Here is a 21,528-nt window from a genome sequence, read left to right as displayed (position 1 = left end):
AAGTCTAAATAAACGTATTTAAAATAAATACCTCACTTTTATTTTGTATCGTTAAAGTTTGTTGAACTGAATCTTAATCAAAGACGTATATTTATTTTAAATATTGATAAAAACCTAATAATTTTAGAACTGCTATGGAGTTGTATAAAAATAAAGCAATCAAAGGCTTGGCTATTTATTAAGCACGAATGTGGATTTGCATTAAATAAACAAATAATCCCATATCAAGGCGTTACAATTCCATTTAACGTTGTTTGCTTATTGATAACGTAAAAAAATCACAGCACCTTTAAATTTGCACCTCGTTGTAGCCCTTTATAAACGTGGGGTTGAATGAGTTATCCACGGTTTCTGTGGATAACTCTGTTTATTAAACTTTAAGAACATCAGCACCCCCAGCGTTGTAGGGCGCTACAACGATTTCAAGTATTAAAAAGCTTTTTTTTTATGTTCTTAAAAACAAAGACTTATGATTCAGCTTAGATAGCCACCTAAACGATAAATAAAATTTTTCGTGACGATAAAGCATTATCGCTAACTGTGTAATAAATCAGCAAAACCTAAAAGCTAAATGTTGCAAAAGTTATATAAATGTATTTAATTTGGTTTTTAATGTGTTTGTGCGAAATTTATTTACAACAGCATAAAAATAACAGTTTTTTGATAAAAAACGGATTAAATGGTTTAGGTTTAATAAAGCATGGCTTGAACAGCTCGGATGCTTTAAAATATGCCGTTCAGTAAAAGAGGCTTATTTATTTTATGCGCGCACATTCTCAATCACATACTCGCTCTGATTTACTCACCGCTCCAATTTTGCCTACGCTAAAGAAAATGACCGTTCCAATGATTTTTGGGATGATAACCTTAATGATGTTCAACATAGTTGATACTTTTTTTATTAGCTTATTGGGTACAGAGCCGCTTGCCGCGGTGAGTTTTACATTTCCCGTTACTTTTACTGTAATCAGTTTAGCAATTGGTTTAGGTATAGGTACTTCTGCGGTTATTGCAAAAGCATTAGGCAGTAACAATATAGAAGAAGCGCGTTTTGATGCCAGTGTTTCGTTGTTGGTAGCGGTAATATTAGTATTGGTTTTATCTGCCAGTGGCTATTTATTGATTGACCCCATATTTACCTTGCTTGGGGCAGGGGAGCAAGTACTTCCACTAATTCATCAGTATATTAGTATTTGGTTTTTGGGTAGTGTGTTTTTAATTACCCCCATGATTGGAAATTCAGTACTGCGTGCCAGTGGTGATACTAAAACACCAAGCATTATTATGGGCGGGGCTGGGCTTATTAATGCTGTACTCGATCCGATGCTTATTTTTGGCTTTGGTCCTATTCCCGCATTAGGTATTAAAGGGGCTGCTATTGCCAGTGTTATAGCTTGGGCAGTTGCAGTGGCGATTATTTTATACATATTAATTTTTAAAAAGCAGTTGCTCAGTTTAAAAGCGGGCAAACAAACCATTGTTGGTGCAATTCGTAAAATTTTAAAAATTGGTTTACCGGCAGCGGGTGCTAACATGCTCACCCCAGTTGCTATGGCGGTAATGACCGCATTGGTTGCTCATCATGGCCCCGAAGCTGTGGCAGCTTTTGGAGTAGGGAGTCGAATAGAATCAATAGCGAGTTTAGTGGTATTAGCTTTGTCGATGACCTTACCACCTTTTATTAGCCAAAATTTTGGAGCAAGTCATTTTTCTCGCGTAAAAGATGCCTACCTAGGTACGCTCAAGTTTGTAATGTTGTGGCAGTTTGTTATTTATATTGTATTAATTATTTTTTCAGGTGTCATTAGTGAAATATTTGGTAAAGAGCAAGCTGTTGTTGATGTCATCAAGCTGTTTATTTATACCATTCCTTTAAGTTATGGTTTGCAAGGAGTGATCATTTTATCAAACTCCTCGTTTAACGCTTTACACAAACCCATGAACGCCTTAGTTTTGAGCGTTATTCGATTGTTTGTTTTTTATATTCCCTTTGCGTATATCGGAAACGAACTTGCAGGCTTAATCGGCTTGTTTATTGGCGCGGCCATTGGTAATTTATTTACAGCACTTGTAGCCTACAAGTGGTTTATGAAAGAAATTGAAGCGTTAAGCAGTCAAGCATTACAGGAGTGTAGTCATTGAGCGATCATTTTCAGCTAGTATCAAAATTTAAACCCGCAGGGGATCAGCCAACCGCTATTGCTCAGTTGTGTGAAGGCTTAGAGGCCGGACTGGCCCAGCAAACCTTATTAGGCGCAACGGGAACCGGTAAAACGTTCACTATGGCTAACATTATTAGTGATTTAAACCGGCCAACTATTATTATGGCGCATAATAAAACCTTAGCGGCTCAATTGTATGGCGAAATGAAAGAATTTTTTCCACATAATGCGGTTGAATACTTTGTATCTTACTACGATTACTACCAACCTGAAGCCTATGTGGTAGCCAGCGACACCTTTATCGAAAAAGACGCATCTATTAATGAACACATAGAGCAAATGCGACTCAGTGCCACTAAAGCGCTTTTAGAGCGACGCGATACCATTATTGTTGCCTCTGTGTCGGCAATTTATGGTTTGGGCGATCCTGACTCATACATGAAAATGATGCTGCTTTTAAAAGTAGGTGAAAAGGTCGATCAACGTGACATGCTGCGCCGTCTTGCAGAGCTACAATATACGCGAAACGATATTGATTTTAGTCGCGGTACATACCGCGTTCGTGGTGAAGTGGTTGATATATTTCCAGCTGAATCAGACACCTATGCAGTGCGTGTAGAAATGTTTGATGACGAAGTTGAACGCTTAAGTATTTTTGACCCATTAACCGGTGCGGTAGAAAAACACATAGTACGTGCCACTATTTATCCTAAAACTCACTATGTAACGCCACGAGAAAAAATTCTCGAAGCCATAGAAAAAATTAAAGCCGAACTCAAAGAGCGCAGAGCACAATTGCTCAGCGCAAACAAGTTAGTAGAAGAGCAGCGCATAGCTCAGCGTACCCAATACGATATAGAAATGATGACCGAGCTTGGTTATTGCTCTGGTATTGAAAACTACAGCCGTTATTTATCGGGGCGTACACCTGGCGATCCACCGCCAACATTACTGGACTATTTACCCGACGATGCATTAATGATTATTGATGAATCGCACGTAACCGTCTCGCAAATTGGTGCCATGTATAAAGGCGATAGAAGCCGTAAAGAAAACCTCGTTGAATATGGTTTTAGAATGCCCTCAGCTATGGATAACAGGCCACTGCGTTTTGAAGAGTTTGAGGCCATTGCACCACAAACCATTTATGTATCGGCCACCCCAGGCGACTTTGAATTAGAGCGCAGCAACGGCGAAGTTGCAGAGCAGGTTATTCGTCCAACCGGCTTACTTGACCCTGTTATTGAAGTTCGCCCAGTAGGCGATCAGGTTGATGATTTACTCTCAGAAATTTACAAATGTGTTGAAGCAAAAGAGCGAGTGCTGGTAACCACGCTTACCAAACGTATGGCTGAAGATTTAACTGACTACCTGAGTGAGCACAATGTAAAAGTACGTTATTTACACTCTGACATTGATACCGTAGAGCGGGTAGAAATTATTCGAGATTTACGTGCCGGTGTATTTGATGTGTTAGTAGGCATTAACTTACTACGTGAAGGCTTAGATATGCCAGAAGTTGCACTAGTGGCTATTTTAGATGCTGATAAAGAAGGCTTTTTACGTTCAGCGCGCTCACTTATTCAAACAATAGGCCGTGCGGCGCGCCACCTTGATGGCCGCGCTATTTTATACGGTGACAGAGTGACTAAATCGATGGCCAAAGCCATTGAAGAAACTGACCGACGCCGAGAAATACAACATGCTTATAATGTTAAGCACGGTATTGAACCTAGTGCCTTGGTTAAAAAGATACTTGATGTAATGGATGTAGGCCAAGATGCCTCACCGCAAGACAATCTACAGCTTATTCGTAAAGACTCTAAAAAAATCCTCAGTGCTAAAGAAATTGCAACGCAAATTAAGCAGTTAGAAACCAAAATGCATGCGTATGCCAGTGATTTAGAATTTGAAAAAGCCGCCTCAGTGCGCGACGAAATACATGAACTACAACAACAGTTGATTAATTAAATGACAACCGATTTTACTCCCCTTATAAATGCTTTGGCAGACACGCCTTTTTCCGATAATGAGCTTTGCCGGGTATTTCATGGGCGTGGCCACAGTGTGGAAGCGCTTAGTCATATTAACTTAGACTTTTACCCACCAAGTTTGTTTTTGGTGTCATACAGTGAAATTGACGAGGAAACACTCGCTGCACTCACCGATACGTTATGGCAATGGGCACAACAACATCATCCAGAGTTAATTACTGCATTGGTGTATCAACAGCGAGCTGGGCTACAAAGCCATAACACCCTTGTTCACGGTCAACTGCCAGTTCGTCATAGCGTAGCCGAAAACGGGGTGCGTTTTTTGGTTGATTTAATGAGTAAGCAAAACACCGGTATTTTTCCTGATATGCGAAAAGGCCGTGAGTTTGTTATGCAAAATAGTAAGCACGCCAAAGTACTAAATTTGTTTTCTTATACCTGTGGTTTTTCGGTTGCGGCTATGCACGGTGGTGCAGATCATGTGATGAACATGGATATGAGCAAAGGTGTGTTAAAAGTGGGTAAGCAAAACCACCAACTCAATAATGTCGATCGTGGGGTCAGTTTTTTACCGCACGATATTTTAAAGTCGTTTGGTAAGCTAAAAAAAGCAGCACCGTTTGATTTGATTATTGTTGATCCGCCCAGTTTTCAAAAAGGCAGTTTTATTTTAACTAAAGACTATCAAAAAGTGCTGCGCAGACTTCCTGAGCTTTTAAACGATACTACACAGCTATTGTTATGCGCTAATAGCCCTGAGCTTACAGAAAACGATTTTAGAGCACTTATTGAAGAGCATACTCAAGGTGCTATTGAGTTTGTTAAACGCCTAGAACCTACGGATCGCTTTATTGAAATTGATAGCGATAAAAGCTTAAAAGCATTGGTGTACAAAACAAAAACATAGTGAGTTAAATGAAACTGAGTAAACGTTTAAACGCCATCAATTCGTTAATTACACAGCCGCACGATATTGTTTGGGATTGTTGTTGCGATCATGGCTTTTTAGGTATGGCATTACTTGAGCGCGGCATAGCCAAACAAATAAACTTTGTTGATATTATTCCAGAGTTAATGGAAGCGCTTGAGCAGTCGCTACAACAATTTGAGCAAGTAAAGTCTTTGCCTTCATGGCAAGTGCGCTGCGAAGATGTTGCTCAAATTAAACTGCCAACAGGTGCTAAGCAAGTAATTGTTATTGCTGGAGTAGGGGGCGATTTATGTTTAAAGCTAATTCAGCAAATTATTGCTAATAACCCACAAAGCCTTAAACAACTTCGTTTTATTATTTGCCCTATTATGCACCTTTATAAGGTACGTGCGGGTTTACAGGCGTGTAATTTGCAGCTCGAAAGCGAGCAAATTATTGTTGAAAATAAGCGTTTTTACGAAGTGTTACAAGTCAGCTTTAATGCCACGGGCACTATCACTAAAACGGGGGCTAACATGTGGGATATACATAACTCTCAACATCATCAATATCAGCAACAATTGCTTGACCATTATACCCGAATGCTCAATAAAGATAGACTTTACTATCAAAAAGTTATAACAGAGTATCAACACGTATTTGGACGCTAAATACTGACAAAAAGTGTGATCGTTTTTTATGATTAACTTCGTAAAGTGCTTCATAGTTAATATCTTGCCGCTGGGCAGATTTATTTGGTTTATATATGTCAGATAACAATATAAAAATTGAGTCATTATTAGGTGATGGGCAAAAATGGCAACACAGCTACGAGCAACCCATTTCGTATGCGCCCCTAGTGCAACTGGCTAATAAAAATTGGATTGTTCCGCAGCATTTTTTGCGTTACAAGCATACACTGGCCAGTGTTAATGAAGTACTTAACGACATTAGTTTTTCCAACCACTTTAGTGTGTTAGCAGCTGAAAAAAACAGTGATGTTTATTTGCAAGTAGCAGTACTTAGTCCCGACAATTACCGTGCTGATAATAAAGCAAAAAAACTATTGTTTGGTCGCCGTTGGCCAGTAGAGCAAAACTTACCTACTTCAGAGCTTATTCAAACTGCATTTTTAGCGTTAAAAGTGGCGCGTGAACATGAGGTTAGAGAGCTTTTTCAGCTGCAACACCAAGGCGCAACTAGTACGCCATTTAATAATCATCATGATTTACCCGTTATGGCACAAAATCCCGAGCTTGTTAAAAGTACATCGTTTAAAAATATTTCATTGAACGAGCTGATAGAGCGCCTTGTGTTTGCGGATAACCAAATAGAGCTAATTAACTGCCAAGCTATAATCACCGGTGAACAGGTGTATACGGTTCAACTTCATTGCGATAGTTGCCAGCTGAGTGAGTTTAATAACAAAACTTTGTCATTCTTAGCACCGGATACAACAACAAATAGCTTTTTACATAGTTTTATTGCCGCATTGGTTGCTATAAGCAATGATTATGTGAGCGAGCATTTTAAATACCAAGGTTTTGCACGTTTTAATAAGCATGTACAGGCGGAGCAAATAGGCGAGTTAAGTGTTTCTATGCGTTCGCCAAGTTCAGTTAGTTTGTGCTCAATGGGTAAACAAGAGGCGAATCAGTTAAATTTTGAAATAGACAGTGGCAGAGCACCGCAAGGGTGTGGTCAAGCAATTGGTGGTTTTTTAGCTGCCCATGGCATTGAGCAGCCTGAAAACGCACATTTATACCCAAATTACTTGTAACGTATACATTAAAGTTTGTTTATTTCTTGTTTTACGTTATAGCTTGAGTCGGTAACAATGGCTTCAAGTGTTTGTACTCGTTGTTTAAGTTCACTCACTTGAGCGGTTACCTCAGCTAGTTGTTTGTGTTCGTCTTGATTGTTGTCCTGTACTTTATGTTTAAATTCAAGGTGCTTTTTATACATATCGTAAATAACTCCCGAACCTACAGAAATAAGTACAATGAGAACTATCATTGTTGTGCCAGACATAATTACTTCCTTTAACTTTTATTTAAGCTTAAATTATAACCATAATTAAGCGCTCATAAAGCTAATTAATTGTAACTTTATTTGTATTTATAAATATTCGATAAGTCATTGTTATTATTTGTGATGCCACCATATAGTAATTATGAAGTTTTTTAATCGATACAAGGAGTAGGTATGTTAAATAATAAAATTCCACCGGTTGTGGTTGTGGTGTTTTTTGCTGCTGTAATGGCACTGATTGCACATTATAGCGTGATTGATTTTAGCGCATTTATTACTTATCTCTCGCTAGCACTTGTCGCTACTGGGTGTATATTTTGTATTGCTGGGGTCGTGAGTTTCCGGTTTGCTAAAACAACAGTACTACCTAACAAACCAGAACAAGCGTCTAGTTTAGTTACCTCAGGTGTTTATAAATTCTCTCGTAATCCGATGTATTTAGGTTTTGCGTTTATATTAGCAGGCTGGGGCGTGTGGTTGGGTTCAATGTGGGCTTTTTTAGGTGTAGCAGGGTTTATTGCTTACATTACCTTATTTCAAATAATCCCAGAGGAACGGGCGCTCCACAAATTATTTGGTGAGCAATTTGACGATTATAAATCACGAGTAAAACGCTGGCTTTAACGTTTTATCGCAACAAAAAAGGCTACCCTTGGTAGCCTTTTAGTGTATTAACGTTGAACTTTACTCATATTCAAGCGGGTCTGTCACGTTGTTAAGCTCAAAGGCCTCTAAACGTTCTTGGCAGGCACCACATTTACCACACGCTTTGTCACGACCATTATAACAGGTCCATGTTTGGCTGTAGTCTAAGCCCATTTTAATACCGTCGGTTAAAATATCGATTTTAGTATTGTTTAAATACGGGCTAAAAATTTCTACTGCATCGTAATTTGCAATACGACATACATCATCCATCTTTTTAACAAACTCAGGACGACAGTCAGGGTAAATTGCATGATCGCCTGAATGCGCGCCGTAATATACTTTGCTCGCTTTAAGCGACACTGCATAACCTACCGCTAAGGAAAGTAAAATCATATTGCGGTTAGGCACAATGGTGCTTTTCATGCTTTCTTCTTCGTAATGGCCTTCTGGCACATCAATATCGTCTGTTAACGACGAACCACCAATAAGCTGATTAATTGCTGATATATCAACAATTTTGTGCGGGACATTTAGCTTTTCACATACGTTGGCGGCAACTTTAAGTTCTTTAACATGACGCTGACCATAATCAAACGAGAGGGCATAAACATCATGGCCTTGCTGCAAGGCTTTATTTAATACAGTAAATGAGTCCATACCGCCGGAATAAATAACAACTACTTTTTGCGTCATACGTGGTTTGCTCTTTAGTTTTGATAGAGGTTTATATCAGGGCGCGATATACTACACGGCCAAGGCATAAATGACAATTTTTGCACCGTGCTTTGCGATTTTTAATAGTAACAATTTTGCCGTCAGGTTGTAAGTGAGATTTCTTTTGTACAAAATTAATGAAGTGTTTGAAACCATTCAAGGTGAAGCGAGCTTTACCGGTACGCCGTCTATATTTTTACGCCTGCAAGGTTGTCCTGTGGGATGTTCGTGGTGTGACACTAAACAAACCTGGGATGTTGATAATGTATATAAAGTATCACTAGATGACACGGTAGAAAAAAAAGCCGACTCAGATCATTGGGCTGAGGCCAGTGCCGCGCAGGTCCTGGAGTTATTTAAATCCCGTGGCTATACAGCCAAGCATGTTGTGATCACCGGTGGTGAACCTTGCATGTACGATTTAAATCCAGTATGTAATTTATTGCATGATCATGGCTTTAGCACGCAAATAGAAACCAGTGGCACCTTCGAAATTCTCGCCCCTGCCCAAACGTGGGTTACGGTATCGCCAAAAATTAATATGCGTGGTGGTTACAAAGTATTGAGCAGTGCTATGCAACGCGCCGATGAAATTAAACATCCGGTTGCTATGCAAAAGCACGTAGAAGAACTGGAAGAGTTATTTGTCGCCACGGGTGTTAACCCAAAACTGGTATATTTACAGCCAATCAGCCAAAAAACGTCGGCAACTAAATTAGCCATTGATACTTGTATCGCCAAAAACTGGCGTTTATCAATTCAAGTACATAAGTTTTTGGGAATTAGTTAAACAGAAAGAGCAGTTATAAGTGCTTAGCTATAAGCGATCAGCTGCTCGGCGTTGAGTTATATTACGTAGGTTGGGTTGAGTACAGCGAAACCCAACAAAAAAGTGTCTCAAATTTTTTGAATGGTGCTTCATAGACTATAAAGTGCCACGAGCGGACATTGTGAGTGTTGTTTTAAGCGGCGAGAAGTAGTTCGTTAAAATACAAAGTGAAGTGGCGCTTAGCAAACTATACGAATCCGACTGGGTAACACTATTTATGTTTCGAGACGTCTATTGTATCTTTATTTTAAAGACAAATAACGAATTACCTTTACCAGTCGCAACCAATAAGTGACGATTATCAACGGTAAGAGTAATAGATGAGATTCCATTTAATTCATCATCATGCACATTTACTAGCTTATTCTTATAGCTAAGTCGCCCATCAGCTTTCACACTAAATAAATATAGACCGCTACCCGACTCCCCAGCTGCATATATTTTTAAGCCATCTGACGATATCGCTAAGCTACTTGCTCCCTCTAAGCCAGAACCGCCAATATCCGAATTATTTATTGCCTGTAAAAATGTAAATTGTCCGGTATCCAATTTGTGAAAAACAACAATAGAATTACTCCCAGCACAGGCAACATACAAAAATTTTCCATTTGGTGAGACAACAATTTCTTGTGGATTAATAAATTGCTTCACACCTGCAATGTCATTTTTTAATACTTGTTTTGCTAATAAGTCACCGCTAGGGTCTCTATCATAAATGGTTAATTGATGACCATCAAAACCTAGGACGTACAACTCATTATTTAGTGGAGATAAAGCTATGGCAATAGGTTTCCCTAAATCATTACTAAGTGGCTTAGCGTCTTTTATAACTCTATTAAAAATAACCTTTTTATCCTCCATTACATCTAAAATAGAAATAGCGTTACTCATATAGCTTGCAACGAAGAGCTGCTTTTCGTTGTTAGCCTTGACGATATTCCAAGCGCCTAAAAGACCAAGGCTATCAAGTTTGCCTATTGGCACATTACTATCAAACACTCTTTCATAGCTTAGACCGTCACTGATAAATTGATTAAAACGGTAACTATTATTATTTCTAGAGAATTTGGTTAAGGCGCCATCATAGAATCCAGTAACGACTATTTCATTACCGAGATCAAAATAGGTAACACCAGAGGCGCCTTCTAAACCGTTTATGTTGGTGGCGGTATTTTTGAACACTTGGCTAAAAGTTAGCTTAAAATTTTCGTCTAAATTAAAAACAGCGAGAGCATTATCGTCTCCACTAGAAACAAAAACCTTTGAATTATCCGAAATAACCTTAACACTCCTAGGGTTACCTAAGCCATCAAAGTCGTTAACGTCATCTTTTAGTACTTGGATGAGCTGAAGATCTTCTATACCACTAGCATAAGATGCATCGGTGTTAATAAGCCCCACAAAGAGGAAAAGTGCAATCATCTTTTTATTATTAAACATTAATTTTAAACTCTTTTAGGAACATAGCGCCTGTATAAACTGTGGAGCGAGTTAGCGCACTTCTTCGCCTTTTGTATTTTGCAAAAACGACAGCTTGCGGAGTCAGATTTGATACGCTTGTTATAGGCCGTAATCTCGCTCTACTTTTGAGATACGAACTTTAAATGAATCGTACCAAGACTTACGACCAGTTTTTTGAGCTTCTAAGTGCTCAGAGTTAGCTTTCCAATTTTTAATTGAATCTAGATCTGCCCAGTAGGAGACAGTTATACCAACATTTTCTCTAGCTGATTCTATGCCTAAAAAACCAGGTTGTTGCTCAGCAAGCTCAACCATCCTATTTGCCGTTTCACCGTAGCCATTATCATCTTCAGTTCGCGTAGAAGTGAAAATCACAGCAAAATATGGAGGTTTAGGTGTATTAGCGATAGCTGACATTGGGTCTCCTAAGTATATAACGCCTCGTTAAAAGTTATCGGTTTTTTGTCCTTTTGAACGACTCATTAGAAATTTTAACATCGTTCTCTGAAATTTTCTTGCCTCTTCGCCAAAAGAGAGCATTTTCACTGCTATACCAATGCTTCCGCACACTACCTTAACCACTAAAACCAACGCATAGTAAAAATGCCACGCGTGCGAATCGTTCTTGAAGAATTTGCTAGCCAACTTCAACCGCAGAAGTAATTAACCCGTAGTCCTCTATGTCCTCGTTATTTCCCATTACATACGAAAGCTCATTGAGAGCTGAGTTTGCATGCTTAAGAAATTCAATCGTCAAGAGTTCATTATAAGGTCGCTTAAAAACTGCAAATTCGACTTCACTGTCACCCAGATCGTATTCATATCTATCGGGCTTTGCATGTGCCAAACTATTTCTTGCACCACGAAGTGCATCAAGGACTTCATGTAATCCTTCGATATGCTCGACATTTAAAATCGAGAAAACATTTTTCGTTTCCAATGATACGGTTTCTTTTCTTTGAAGCTTTCTTGGAGTAAGCCAAAACCCGCCATATTTATTAACACCTCCGCCAGAAATACATGTGAGATTAAACATGCTTGCATATCCATACTAATACCATTGGAGTGACCAGAACTATTTTTTGTCTCAATGCAATCAAGTTGATATTGAGCTAAATTCGCAAGGTCTGAATGTGGGTTGTATCTAACTTGATACTCCAAATTATCTCTAGTTGGCTAACAGCTTTATCAGAGGACACTTTCCCCATTTTAGCGCAAAAACGTCCTTATTTTGTGAACTTGCATTAATAGCAAATAGCTTAAGTTATTGCCGGCTATAAATATTATAATTTCTGTAGCTTATATAAACACGTAAAAAAGAGGAAAGTTTCCTCTCATTATTACTAAATTAATGACGATTCATCTGGATGACAGGTTCTCGCTGTGAGTTCAACTGGCTAGTGTGCCTGACTAGGTAATCAAATTAATGTGCAATATAAAAATAAAATACGTTTCAGGGGTTAAGTAAATTACTAACTTTTAAATGTACTGTCACAACAACAATAATAATCTTCTTGAACAGCTTAAAACTTAAAACTTAAAACTTAGTGCATAACGTAATTTTTAATCGCTAGGGTAGGCGTATTTACTATTGAAATATTAAGTCGAAGGTAAACACAAAAACGCTACTATAAAGTAAATTTATATGAAGCTGAATCGCTGTTTCTGAAAATTCAAACAATGGCACTGACAAGTGCGCCAGCGTCTGTAATACCTGCATCTTTCATGGCTTGGCTAATCATTTGCACCAGCGCGACTACTTGAGATTGTGTTGATGAAACGATGTTTGCTTGTGCTTCAATTTGTGCTTGTATAGCCTCGTCTTCTTGGTCCGATTGAGCTTGTAATTGAGTGAGTTGTTCTTTTTGTTCTTCAAGCAGCTGTTTGAGCTCTTTAAGTTGCTCTATCATTTTTGCAATATATTCAGGTATTTCTGAATTTGTGGTTTTTTCAACGTTTTGCTCAGCCTCTTTTCCCGAGAGTTTATTACGCTCTCTGTCTGATAATTGATAATCAGCGTTGTCCTTATTTTTAGTTGTTTCTTTTGTTTGTTGTGCAACATTTATTTTTTCTGCTGCAATTTTAACGTCAAAGGCTGAGTGTTTATTTAGCTGTATCACGGTTAATTATCCATAATGTTATTCGTTACCAATTTAGCTATCGGCAGGAATGCTAAAGTACTAAAGCGATAAATACAAAAAAGCGTTGCCCTTGAGCAACGCTTTTATTTTATCTTGTTTAGCCTTTAGCCTTTAGCCTTTAGCCTTTAGCCTTTATTCAGCAGCTAAATAATCCAATACCACTTGGTGATGATCTTTGGTTTTAAATTTATCAAACAAGTGTTTAATTTTACCGTCTTGACCGACTAAGAAAGTGAGGCGGTGGATACCATCATATTCTTTGCCCATAAACTTTTTGTATCCCCACACGCCAAATGCCTCAGCAATGGCATGATCTTCGTCAGAAAGTAGGTCAAAGTTAAGCTCTTTTTTAGTTTCAAAGTTTTTAAGGCGCTTAATTGGATCTGGGCTTATACCAACCACGTGAGTGTTGAATTTTGCAAGCTCGGCTTGTTGGTCACGCAGATTCTCGGCTTGTATGGTACAGCCTGGCGTTGACGCTTTAGGGTAAAAGTATACCAATACTTGTTTTTCTTTTAATAACTCGTTGAGCACGACGGTTTCGTCATTTTGGTTTTGTAAGCTAAAAGCCGGTGCTGTGTCGCCACTTTGTAATGGGGTAATTTTGTTCATGCTAAACTCCTTAGCGAATACGTCGAAAGATGTAATCTACGTTTAAAACGTGCGAAAGGTTTTCAAAACTAATTTTAAATTGGTCAATGTCAACGTCAACGGGAATATTAAATTCAAGTTCACAGCGCATTTTAAGTTCAGTATCTTCTTCGTAGGTATCTGATTTTAATGAGCAAATATTAATATTACTGTCTGCAAAAAAGCGCGTTACTTTACTCAAGGTGCCAGGGGTGTCTATGCCAGTATATTCTAGGGTGTAACCTGCACAAAACTCGCTTTGATTATGGCTTGAAGTGCGTTTCATCATAGTAAGCAGGCCAAGCTCCATACCTTTGGTAGGCAGGGTGTGCTCAATACGGCTAATGGCTGACATATCACCGCTAAGTAGCATAATAAAAGTAAGTTCGTTGCCTAAAATAGCAATGCGGCTATCTATAATATTACAGTGGCAATCACTGACGAGTTGCGTAAGCTCACTAACGATGCCCGATCTATCTTCGCCAATTGCGGTTAAAACAATTTGATGATTTGAAAATGCAGTCATGGGTTTTAAAGTACCTAAGTTACTTGGATGATAACAACCGACTTGGCAACAAAAAATAAACACGTAGCGTTGCACGGCAGCAAAGTTTAACACAAAACCCGCGTTAAACTACAGCGACGGTTAATTTTAGGCGGTTAATAGTGCAGTGTTTCTTGTTTTTACAAGCTTGTGAAAGTACCATAGCAAAAATGTGTCTATTTGTAGCTTAGTCTGTCGGTCATCTTGTTGGCTTAATGCAGTTAGATAAGCAAATTATAAATGTAAAGTTAATATTGATTTTACACTGAACCAAATCGGTATTACCCACTCATATATTTGTTAAAACAATTAAGGGTATGCTAAGGAGAATTATCTGTGCAGTATTGGATCCCAAAAGCACTTGCAGTAAGTGTATTGGTAAGTTTGTCAGGGTGTAGTGTATTTACAAGTGATGCCCATAATGAGCGTAACTACCGCGCCCATGAGCCGGTTAAAGCACCTGCTTCGTTATCACAACCCGCTCAAGATCCTGTTTATAAGATGGATGTGGGTCAATATGATAATAATCCGGAGGCAACAAACTATCGTCCGCCGGCGCAAGTATTAACGGTTGCTAAAGGCAGTTGGGTTGAGGAAGCAGATAAACAAGCACGTATTTATTTTGATAAAAATGATGGCATTGACGATTTAGATGTATTCATTTGGGACTCGATTCAAGCAGTGCTTGCTGACAACAACATTAGTGCGACACAACAAAACAAAATGCAAGGAACACTTGAAACAGATTGGTACGCTATTGTTAAGCCAGAGGAAAGCTGGTTATGGGGCGATGATGAAAGTGTTGATTTAGAACGTTTTAAATTTACTATTGAAGAAAAAGAGCATCAACGTACAGCGTCTTTAACTGCGGAGCTTATTGATTTTAAAGGCGATAAGCCTTTGACTGATTTATTAAAACAGCAGCTAGAAGTACGTGCACTTAACCAAGTAGTAAGTGAGTTTGATTACCGCTATCGTCAACTTGAAGTTGATATGCGTAAGCGTAAAGGGGTAATTTCATTAGAGCTTGGGTTTGATAACAAAGGCAATGCAGCACTTGTTACTGAGCAAGCCTACGATACAGTATTCGATCGCTTTTCTGGATTCTTAGAGCGCTTATCTTTCACCATTGTTGAAATAAACCAAGAGACAGGTTTAATTACAGCAGATTACGCCAAAGTAGAAAGTAGCGTATGGGATTCTATTTGGGGCGATGAACCAACAGAATTACCAATTGATGAAGGCCAATACCAAATTTTGGTTAGCAAAACCAAGCAAGGTGGCACCAGTCTTACGTGGATGGATGACAAAGGCGAAACGCTTGAACCAGGTACAATGAATGGTTTACAGCAAGCATTAGAAGCGGCGTTAATTAAGCGCGGTATTAAAATTTAATAATTATAAATACTTACCACAAAAAGAGCACTTAGCTCTTTTTGTGGTTTTTACAGGTTGAAAATATGTCTCAGTTAGATTCATCACGCCCAGCATCCGTTCAAAAAAGTTATGATTTGAAAGTATGGTTGGTTTTTTTAATTCCTTCTTTAATCGGCGTTTTTTTGTTCATGACGCCAGTACCGTCTGGCGAAATAATGACGATACCTATCGCGGTAATGGCCAAGGCAATTCAAGCCTCATTCAGTGAGATAGCACTAGGGCTAATAGCTACCATTATTTGTATTACTGGTGTAATGTCGCTGGTGCTTAGTGTCTTTAAACCGAAAAGCTTAACCAAATTTCGCTTATTAAATCATTTGTTTAATGTGAGTTGGATTTGGTTAGTAACACGGTTGTTTGGTATGGCGTTTGTGCTTTTAACTTATTTTCAAGTTGGACCGCATGCTATTACCTCAGAAAATACTGGCTTGCTAGTATTAAAAGATTTATTACCGGTGCTGTTTTCGGTGTTTATTTTAGCGGGCTTATTACTGCCGTTATTACTTAATTTTGGTTTACTTGAGCTGGTGGGTACCTTACTTACTAAAGTAATGCGTCCATTGTTTGGGGTGCCAGGGCGCAGTGCAGTTAATTGTGTTGCTTCATGGTTAGGTGATGGTAGCGTAGGTATTTTAATGACTGCGCGTCAGTATGAAGATAAATATTATACTCAACGTGAAGCTGCGATTATTGGTACCACTTTCTCTGCTGTATCAATTACCTTTTGTTTAGTTGTTATTGGCCAAGTAAAGCTTGAATACTTATTTGCACCTTTCTACCTAACCGTGTGTTTAGCCGGTGTAGTGGCTGCGATAATTGTTCCGCGTTTACCACCACTGCGTTTTAAAAAGGACGTGCTTATTGATGGTGAAGAGCCCGATGGAAACGCTGAATTGGTTCCTGAAGGCAAAACATTATTTAAGCATTCACTTGATGTTGCATTAACTAAAGCAGAAAAAGCGCCAGGCTTGAAGGGCACCTTAGAAGAAGGTATACACAATGCATTTGATATGGTGTTTGCAGTATTACCAGTAGTCATGGCTGTGGGTACATTTGCACTTATTATTGCTGAATATACCCCGATATTTCAGTATTTAGGTATGCCGTTTATTCCGTTCTTGGAGCTTTTACAAGTACCAGAAGCTGAAATGGCTGCACAAACTATTATGGTCGGTTTTGCAGATATGTTTATTCCTTCTATTTTAGCTGCAGGTTCAATTGAAAGTGATGTAACACGTTTTATTATTGCAGCCATGAGTGTGACGCAACTTATTTATATGTCTGAAGTGGGCGCACTTTTATTAGGAAGTAAAATACCAGTTAATATTTTTGAGTTGTTTGTTATTTTCATTCTCAGAACATTAGTTACATTGCCTGTTATTGCCTTAATGGCACACTGGTTAGTTGGTTAAGTAATAATTAAACGAAAAAAGCCCTGAATATTCAGGGCTTTTTTATGTCTTTTTTATGAATAATAGAGGGAGAGGCTTTAAACTCGCTTTTTGCACTTAAACGCAGCAGTGCTAAATTACCGATAACAATAGCCAGTACAATCGAGATAACGAGTACGATTTGCCAAATTTGCATGTTGTTGACCTTATTGTTTTTTAAGCAGTAATTATGACCGCTTTCAATATAAGCCGCAACATTTTGAGTGTTTATTACGGGTGTTTAAAACCGTTGTGCTACCGACAATGTTAAAAAGTTTATTCCTGGATTAGGTGCTTTAAATCCTGCGTTTGAATAGTGAATAATACGCAGTGCTACGTTGGTTTCTCCAAAATCGGCCACTAGGCCTATTCTATCTTCAAACTGATAGTGAGTACTTAGGTTTTTACCTGCAAAATGGTGCTCATCAAGTAGGGAAAAGCCAATACCAGCCTCCACATAGAATGGCGTATTGTATACGCTAAATGCAGGAAACTGCACAACTGGTGAAACAGCGAATACTAGGTTGGATTGTGACTGTTGATCATGGTGGTAATGCCACAGATTGAGGCTGCTTTCTAGATAAAAACGGGCATCGCCAACAAAGTTTTGTGCACCCTTGGGATGATATTGATACGCAAGCTTTACCCCAGTCACATTACCTTCGCCTTTTAATAAGTCCACAGCGTAGCCATGGCTTGAGGATGCATAGGCTGCATTTGTTGGCAGTAAAAATAAACAAAAAACAATAATTGAAATCATCTCAAATGAGGTTTTCATAACGACCTACTGGTAGGTAAATTTAAATAGTAATTAAATGATAAGGGCGGTGAATTACTGTTTTCAATGAGGACAAAAATCCGCTTGTAGATGGCTTGTTAACTAAAGTTTTTAACTAATTGAATTTATTTAATTAATTTTATTGGTGCTAATTGGGCATTAATAAGTTGCTTATTTATGCCTTTTTTGTTGCCTGTTATTTGCGTAGATTACACTAAACTTAATTATTTAAACTATGCATTTATTATGAAACTTATAAAGCTTTTAGTGGTTATTGCTGTTTTTTTTAGTAGCGCACTCACTGCACAAACGCAGCCGTCACCTAAACAATTATTGCAAACTGTAGCCGAATCATTATTTAACGATATTGGGCAGGTAAATGCGCAAGGTAATGCCAGCAAAGAAGCGATGTCATTAATTGTTGAGCAGCGTTTGATGCCACATATTGATATTAAGTTTGTGTCGTTTAAATTATTAGGTAAACATATTAAAGGCATTAACCGTGAACAAGGCGTTGCGTTTATAGATGCGGTAGAGCATTACTTAACGGGCACTTATGCTAGTGCGCTTGTGAAGTACACAGGGCAAGATGTAATTTTTGAGCAAGACGCTGCTGCAAGCGACTCTAAATTTGCCACAGTTAAAACGCAAATTATTGAAGCTAATAAACCCACCATAGATTTACACTTTAAACTTCGTTTGGGGAACGATCAGCAATGGAAAGTATACGATATTGTTGCTGAGGGGATTTCGTTACTTAGTGCTAAGCAAAAAGAGATCATTCAACGTATTTCTGATGTGGGTTTAGATCAAGTCACAGCAGAACTTCAGCAAAGTTAGTTCCTTTGTAATTAAAAGCTCCAACCGTAAAAGCAGCTAATGGCGCATGTCGTTAGTTGCTTTTGTATTTTGGCCTATATTGCACGAGTTTACGCTAGCTTGGCAACCTAGCTGTGTTAGAATATCGGCTTCTTTGATTAAGCGTGGTGTCAGCTAAAAACTGTTATAACTGACCACTCACCCGAGCTACACTGGAGTTGTGTTGTTTTAATGGAAAATGTACTAATTTGGCCAAAGGAATACCCGTTACTGGTCAAAGGGCTGGTTGAACAAAACGGTGCCTTCATTTTAGATGCTTTAGAAGCTTGGCCTGCCTGTCGTTCTACTGAAGAAGATGATGGTGTTTGCACCACGGTTTTGCCCCCAATTTATTATTTAACCTGGTTAACCCCCATAGAGCCGTTTGAAGAATGTTACTTTCAGCATATTTGTGAATATGATGAGGATGCACAAGTCTATATTGCAGCACTTAAAGAGCACTATTTTGCTAATGACTACAACATAGAAAATATTGTGTTAATGCTGTGTCAGCGACTTGAAAAATACGCAAGTGTATCGGCACAAAATAATATTGAAACGCCGCTTTCATTGATTAGCCTATTTTTTAGTAAACGCTTTTTCACTCTAATAGAGCATGCCCTAGAACAGGGTGCCAAGTTGTCGGCAGCAGACACCCTATCTATTTGGCAAGAGGTCGACTTTAGAGAACGCTTAAGTGCGTATATTCCTCAGTCGATTGCAGACATTGACTATTTAGCAGAGCTCACCAGCGAAAAGGTAGCTGCAGGCAAAGATTACTTTACTTTATTAACTCAGGTTTCGCCTGATGTTGATTCTATTGTGTTGTTAGAAAATGCTTTACTTGCCCACCTAAACAAGAAAAAAGCTAAGCAAACAATGGCGATGCGCTTTATTGAGCAGGGCGCTACAGGTGCTTTAACCGATGAAGATAACAAAACAGCATTTATGTGGGCAGCAGAAAAAGGCTATGTAAATGTAGTTGAAACACTCCTGCAGTACCAAGATAAAAAAGCCGTCGACAATAAAGGTAATACGGCGCTGCATTACGCAGTAATGAGTAAAAATGAATCGTTAATGATTTTACTGCTTAAAGCGGGCTATGACTTTAGAGCGCGTAATAACGATGGATTAAGTTGTTATCGTTTAGCGGTAAGTATCAAAGCCAGTAATTTAGTTAAGTGCCTTGAACGTGATTTTGGAATTAAAGAGTTATCCCCTGAAGGGCAGTTAGAGCGAATTAAAAAGGTACATGTATTACACGCGGTTGTGGCGTTATTGCTACCACTTCAGTTGTTTTTCTTTTTTGATGAAAACATCACTATAAAAAGTGAGCTTACTCTTTTTATGACCATGACGGCGGTGGTGTGTTTTTTCTTTGCGACAAATTTAAAGCGTTGTTCGTTGTACCCGCATATTAAACATCCTTGGGGATTGTTTTTATTAAGAGTGGTATCGGCTTTTAGCCTTATAGCCCAGCTAGGTTTAGCTTGCATAGTGGGGTTAGCTGCTTTAAGCGAGTTAGTTTAACCATTTATTTAATTACAAAAAAACGCGCTAATAAAGCGCGTTTTTTATGTTTTGAGCTGCTAGCTATGAGTTGTTTTTATTGTGTTCATGCGCTGCTTTTTCTTCAGCAAGTTCATCTTTAAGCTTGCGAATCTTAAGTCCAAGCTCTTGTCCTCTATGGCGTGCATAGTAAGTGCAGCCAATAAACATAGACGAGGCGAAAAGTAACTCTAGTAATACCCATACGAGTTCATCTTGAGCAACCCATAGCAATGTAAAGCCATGGATAAAATAAAACATAACGATAAAATTAGCCCACGCATAAGTGTAGGTTTTATCTTGCAGTATGCCTTTTAAAGGTAATAACAGTGGTAGTACATAGACTAAAAAAAGAAATGCGTTACTGTGGCCTTCTCTGGGGGCTAATACAAACATCCATAGTGGCATTAAAATCAGCAGGCCAAAATAACCAAATAAGGCTAGGCGCTGAAATTTTACGGTCACTGGCTTTTTAGCAGACTCGCTCTTTTGGGTCATTTAAGTTTACTCGCTACTTGCGTCAAGCGTTTGCCTACGCTTTGACATATTTTAATTTCATCTTTACTTAGGGTAGAGCTGTTGCTGCTGCCAGCAACGTGGGAAGCGCCGTAAGGTGTGCCTCCAGTTTCAGTGCCAAGAAGTTCTGGTACATCGTAAGGTACCCCCATTAACATCATCCCGTGATGCAATAACGGCAGTGACAAGTTAAGTAGGGTTGCTTCATTTCCCCCATGCATACTACTCGATGATGAAAACACACAGGCAGGCTTATCTATAAGTTGGCCTTTAAGCCACAGATCACTGGTGGTTTCCCAAAATGTCTTTGCCTGTGCGGCCATCATGCCAAAGCGGGTAGGTGTGCCAAATGCAAGCCCATCACAAGCAACTAAATCGTCTTTATTTATCACAATGTCGTGCGGGTTTTTAGCCACAAACGTGCGCAGCAAGGCGGTTGCGCCTTGTTGTTCTATCGATTCTGCAATTTCATGCGCCATGGCTTCTACAGAGCCATGGCTTGAGTGGTACAGCACCACAATGGTTGTGCTCATTATAGAACGCTTAATACGTTTTCAGGCGGGCGACCCAAGGCTGCTTTGTTGTTGCTAACAACAATGGGGCGTTCAATTAATTTTGGATGTTCGACCATGGCAGCAATTAGTGCCGACTCATCATTTTCATCTTTTAAATTAAGGGCTTTGTACTGCTCTTCTTTGGTACGCATTAAATCTCGGGCAGAATTAAGCCCCAGTTGTGAAACTAAGGTACTAATTTGCTCATGAGAAAGCGGTGTTTTTAAGTATTCAACAACACTCGGTTCAATGTTTTTACTTTGTAATAGGTTAAGTGTTTCGCGTGATTTTGAACAGCGCGGATTATGGTAAATAGTAACTGACATAAAAATAAATCCAAAGT

The 21,528-nt window shown here is 38.8% G+C and carries 24 protein-coding genes; 11 read left to right on the top strand and 13 right to left on the bottom strand.

The features are described from left to right. Nucleotides 1–762 precede the first annotated feature (762 nt). The 5 genes from FLM54_RS09660 (at nt 763) to FLM54_RS09640 (ending at nt 6,846) form a co-directional block, all read left to right on the top strand. Nucleotides 763–2,142 carry an MATE family efflux transporter gene (locus FLM54_RS09660; protein WP_178956276.1) on the top strand — a complete coding sequence of 460 codons (1,380 nt, stop codon included), beginning with the start codon at nt 763–765 and terminating at the stop codon, nt 2,140–2,142. Further along, the gene (gene uvrB / locus FLM54_RS09655; protein WP_178956275.1) at nt 2,139–4,133 is read left to right on the top strand and encodes an excinuclease ABC subunit UvrB; all 1,995 of its coding nucleotides are present in this window, start codon (nt 2,139–2,141) and stop codon (nt 4,131–4,133) included. Before FLM54_RS09660 ends, uvrB begins: the two co-directional genes overlap by 4 nt. Continuing rightward, nucleotides 4,134–5,063, top strand: a complete 930-nt coding sequence (locus FLM54_RS09650; protein ID WP_178956274.1) for a class I SAM-dependent methyltransferase — start codon at nt 4,134–4,136, stop codon at nt 5,061–5,063. Nucleotides 5,064–5,071: 8 nt separating this feature from the next. Beyond that, entirely contained in the window at nt 5,072–5,737 is a 666-nt protein-coding gene (locus FLM54_RS09645; protein WP_178956273.1) for a tRNA (adenine(22)-N(1))-methyltransferase TrmK, read from the top strand. A 95-nt stretch (nt 5,738–5,832) separates the two neighbouring features. Then, nucleotides 5,833–6,846 (top strand): hypothetical protein, encoded by a 1,014-nt coding sequence (locus tag FLM54_RS09640; protein WP_178956272.1) that lies wholly within the window; start codon nt 5,833–5,835, stop codon nt 6,844–6,846. Between the two features lie 8 nt (nt 6,847–6,854). On the opposite strand, the gene FLM54_RS09635 is transcribed toward FLM54_RS09640, so the two are convergent. Then, complete coding sequence (locus FLM54_RS09635) at nt 6,855–7,097, bottom strand: hypothetical protein (RefSeq protein WP_178956271.1); 243 nt, start codon at nt 7,095–7,097, stop codon at nt 6,855–6,857. A 174-nt stretch (nt 7,098–7,271) separates the two neighbouring features. Between FLM54_RS09635 and FLM54_RS09630 the strand changes: the two genes are divergently transcribed. After that, nucleotides 7,272–7,721 carry a methyltransferase family protein gene (locus tag FLM54_RS09630; protein ID WP_138607740.1) on the top strand — a complete coding sequence of 150 codons (450 nt, stop codon included), beginning with the start codon at nt 7,272–7,274 and terminating at the stop codon, nt 7,719–7,721. A 60-nt stretch (nt 7,722–7,781) separates the two neighbouring features. Here the strand turns inward: FLM54_RS09630 and queC are convergent, their stop codons facing one another. Continuing rightward, nucleotides 7,782–8,438, bottom strand: coding sequence for a 7-cyano-7-deazaguanine synthase QueC (queC, locus tag FLM54_RS09625; RefSeq protein WP_008110177.1), 657 nt, complete (start codon nt 8,436–8,438; stop codon nt 7,782–7,784). A 145-nt stretch (nt 8,439–8,583) separates the two neighbouring features. Between queC and queE the strand changes: the two genes are divergently transcribed. Further along, on the top strand, nt 8,584–9,249 hold the full coding sequence (gene queE, locus FLM54_RS09620; protein ID WP_178956863.1) for a 7-carboxy-7-deazaguanine synthase QueE: 666 nt from the start codon (nt 8,584–8,586) through the stop codon (nt 9,247–9,249). 270 nt (nt 9,250–9,519) lie between these two features. On the opposite strand, the gene FLM54_RS09615 is transcribed toward queE, so the two are convergent. The 6 genes from FLM54_RS09615 to FLM54_RS09585 all read right to left on the bottom strand — a co-directional run bounded on the left by FLM54_RS09615 (nt 9,520) and on the right by FLM54_RS09585 (nt 14,046). Continuing rightward, nucleotides 9,520–10,728: a beta-propeller fold lactonase family protein gene (locus FLM54_RS09615; RefSeq protein ID WP_178956270.1), complete on the bottom strand. Its 1,209-nt coding sequence runs from the start codon at nt 10,726–10,728 to the stop codon at nt 9,520–9,522. Nucleotides 10,729–10,848: 120 nt separating this feature from the next. Continuing rightward, nucleotides 10,849–11,166 carry an antibiotic biosynthesis monooxygenase family protein gene (locus FLM54_RS09610; protein WP_138607744.1) on the bottom strand — a complete coding sequence of 106 codons (318 nt, stop codon included), beginning with the start codon at nt 11,164–11,166 and terminating at the stop codon, nt 10,849–10,851. Between the two features lie 220 nt (nt 11,167–11,386). Next, nucleotides 11,387–11,785 (bottom strand): hypothetical protein, encoded by a 399-nt coding sequence (locus FLM54_RS09600; protein WP_218648488.1) that lies wholly within the window; start codon nt 11,783–11,785, stop codon nt 11,387–11,389. A gap of 637 nt (nt 11,786–12,422) precedes the next feature. Next, on the bottom strand, nt 12,423–12,869 hold the full coding sequence (locus FLM54_RS09595; RefSeq protein ID WP_178956269.1) for a hypothetical protein: 447 nt from the start codon (nt 12,867–12,869) through the stop codon (nt 12,423–12,425). 153 nt (nt 12,870–13,022) lie between these two features. Next, a complete protein-coding gene (gene bcp, locus FLM54_RS09590; RefSeq protein WP_178956268.1) occupies nt 13,023–13,502 on the bottom strand; it encodes a thioredoxin-dependent thiol peroxidase in 480 nt (159 codons plus the stop codon). 10 nt (nt 13,503–13,512) lie between these two features. Further along, nucleotides 13,513–14,046, bottom strand: coding sequence for a glycine cleavage system protein R (locus FLM54_RS09585; protein ID WP_138607749.1), 534 nt, complete (start codon nt 14,044–14,046; stop codon nt 13,513–13,515). Between the two features lie 354 nt (nt 14,047–14,400). Between FLM54_RS09585 and bamC the strand changes: the two genes are divergently transcribed. Both bamC and FLM54_RS09575 read left to right on the top strand, forming a co-directional pair. Then, nucleotides 14,401–15,459 (top strand): outer membrane protein assembly factor BamC, encoded by a 1,059-nt coding sequence (bamC, locus tag FLM54_RS09580; protein ID WP_138607751.1) that lies wholly within the window; start codon nt 14,401–14,403, stop codon nt 15,457–15,459. Nucleotides 15,460–15,524: 65 nt separating this feature from the next. After that, on the top strand, nt 15,525–16,913 hold the full coding sequence (locus FLM54_RS09575; RefSeq protein WP_178956267.1) for a YjiH family protein: 1,389 nt from the start codon (nt 15,525–15,527) through the stop codon (nt 16,911–16,913). Between the two features lie 31 nt (nt 16,914–16,944). Here FLM54_RS09575 and FLM54_RS09570 read toward each other — a convergent pair whose 3' ends face one another. Next, entirely contained in the window at nt 16,945–17,088 is a 144-nt protein-coding gene (locus tag FLM54_RS09570; RefSeq protein ID WP_178956266.1) for a DUF2897 family protein, read from the bottom strand. An 84-nt stretch (nt 17,089–17,172) separates the two neighbouring features. Then, nucleotides 17,173–17,709, bottom strand: coding sequence for an acyloxyacyl hydrolase (locus tag FLM54_RS09565; RefSeq protein WP_178956265.1), 537 nt, complete (start codon nt 17,707–17,709; stop codon nt 17,173–17,175). A 246-nt stretch (nt 17,710–17,955) separates the two neighbouring features. On the opposite strand from FLM54_RS09565, the gene FLM54_RS09560 reads away from it, so the two are divergent. Together FLM54_RS09560 and FLM54_RS09555 are read left to right on the top strand one after the other, a co-directional pair. Continuing rightward, nucleotides 17,956–18,549 carry a phospholipid-binding protein MlaC gene (locus tag FLM54_RS09560; protein WP_138607759.1) on the top strand — a complete coding sequence of 198 codons (594 nt, stop codon included), beginning with the start codon at nt 17,956–17,958 and terminating at the stop codon, nt 18,547–18,549. A 210-nt stretch (nt 18,550–18,759) separates the two neighbouring features. Then, entirely contained in the window at nt 18,760–20,097 is a 1,338-nt protein-coding gene (locus FLM54_RS09555; protein WP_178956264.1) for an ankyrin repeat domain-containing protein, read from the top strand. Nucleotides 20,098–20,160: 63 nt separating this feature from the next. On the opposite strand, the gene FLM54_RS09550 is transcribed toward FLM54_RS09555, so the two are convergent. The 3 genes from FLM54_RS09550 to arsC are packed head-to-tail and all read right to left on the bottom strand — an operon-like array spanning nt 20,161 to nt 21,511. Next, nucleotides 20,161–20,613 (bottom strand): DUF2069 domain-containing protein, encoded by a 453-nt coding sequence (locus FLM54_RS09550; protein ID WP_178956263.1) that lies wholly within the window; start codon nt 20,611–20,613, stop codon nt 20,161–20,163. Next, the gene (wrbA, locus tag FLM54_RS09545) at nt 20,610–21,164 is read right to left on the bottom strand and encodes an NAD(P)H:quinone oxidoreductase (protein WP_131691238.1); all 555 of its coding nucleotides are present in this window, start codon (nt 21,162–21,164) and stop codon (nt 20,610–20,612) included. The genes FLM54_RS09550 and wrbA overlap by 4 nt, the downstream gene beginning before the upstream one ends. After that, nucleotides 21,164–21,511 (bottom strand): arsenate reductase (glutaredoxin), encoded by a 348-nt coding sequence (gene arsC, locus FLM54_RS09540; RefSeq protein ID WP_178956262.1) that lies wholly within the window; start codon nt 21,509–21,511, stop codon nt 21,164–21,166. The genes wrbA and arsC overlap by 1 nt, the downstream gene beginning before the upstream one ends. Nucleotides 21,512–21,528 lie beyond the last annotated feature (17 nt).

It is taken from the genome of Pseudoalteromonas sp. Scap25, from assembly GCF_013394125.1.
Classification (GTDB): Bacteria; Pseudomonadota; Gammaproteobacteria; order Enterobacterales; family Alteromonadaceae; genus Pseudoalteromonas.
The sequence above is the reverse complement of the archived record's forward strand: the minus strand, read 5'-3'. Positions and strand labels throughout refer to the sequence as shown.